This window comes from Vibrio hibernica (assembly GCF_015223435.1).
GTDB classification, from domain to species: domain Bacteria; phylum Pseudomonadota; class Gammaproteobacteria; order Enterobacterales; family Vibrionaceae; genus Vibrio; species Vibrio hibernica.
Map to the genome: position 1 here is coordinate 1 of NZ_VHKO01000132.1, position 1,101 is coordinate 1,101.

Consider the following 1,101-nt stretch of genomic DNA (forward strand, 5'->3'; position numbering starts at 1 on the left):
TATACCCAATCAACTTGAAGATGCAGGCTTGAGCACCTGAAAATTATCATTTATTCGAGACGTCAAAGAGTCTGCGATCTCAGGCAGGGTCACAGTGCAAAAATTCTCGATGGCTTCTCTGAATTCCCGTTTCGTTTTGAAATAAACGTTGTTCCTTGAATATTCATTCATCACCTTCCAAAGCCGCTCGATTGGATTTAGATTCGGGCTATAAGGCGGAAGGTAGTGAAGCTCAATATTCAAGACAAAAGCAGAATTTCTGACTAAATCACTACGATGGTACCCCGCACCATCTAAGATGATGTGGAGCTTGTGTTCTAATGGATAACGCTCTCTAATTTGGCAGAAGAAGTGAACGATACTTTCACTGTTTATGGTCTCGTAATCATTAATAATAGTGTCGCCAATGTCGTTAAGATTCAAAGCACCAATGAGATTGAGGCGACTTCGACTTCCCGTTGTTTCAACGGCTTTATCATGCCCCGTTCGTATCCAACCATGCGATATTTTGGTCGCTTGAGTTGGGTGAACGGCATCAATGAATAAAATCGATTCATCGTTGCTACAGCTTGCTTTAAGCGCTTCATAAGCCTCAATAAAAGCTTGCTGTTTGGTTTCATCGAATTTATGAGGTACGCCTTTGGGCATCTTGTAGCTGAAACCATTGTGGTGAAGCCACTTGTTCATCCCTGCAACACTATATTGCACTCGATAAACACTGAAAACATGAGCAACAATCTCACGCGTATGATGATAGGTATGCACGGTTAAATGTGTGATCAAGCTTTGGGTTTGCTGTTGAGATAGATAGCTTTTTGAGCCACCATTTTCAGGCTTGAGCTTGTTCGACAGTGAGTAATCTTTGAGGTGCTGTCTAACCGTTGTTTCATGGATAAGCAGTGCATCGGCAATTTCTTCAGGACTCCACCCATTACTAGCATGAATAACGGCTTTGATACGATCGCGAACTCGTCCATCACGAGTCGTATCGTGTTGGTTAATCAACGTAAGCTTTTGTTCATTGGATAGAGTTATTTTCATATCACCTAGCATGATCCTCATTTTGGCTAAAATCAAGCACCTTCAATGATCACGGGTATA

General features: G+C 41.9%; 1 protein-coding gene. It reads right to left on the reverse strand.

The features are described from left to right. Window positions 1-9: 9 nt before the first annotated feature. A complete protein-coding gene (locus FH976_RS15805; RefSeq protein ID WP_029189476.1) occupies window positions 10-1,041 on the reverse strand; it encodes an IS630 family transposase in 1,032 nt (343 codons plus the stop codon). Window positions 1,042-1,101: the final 60 nt, after the last annotated feature.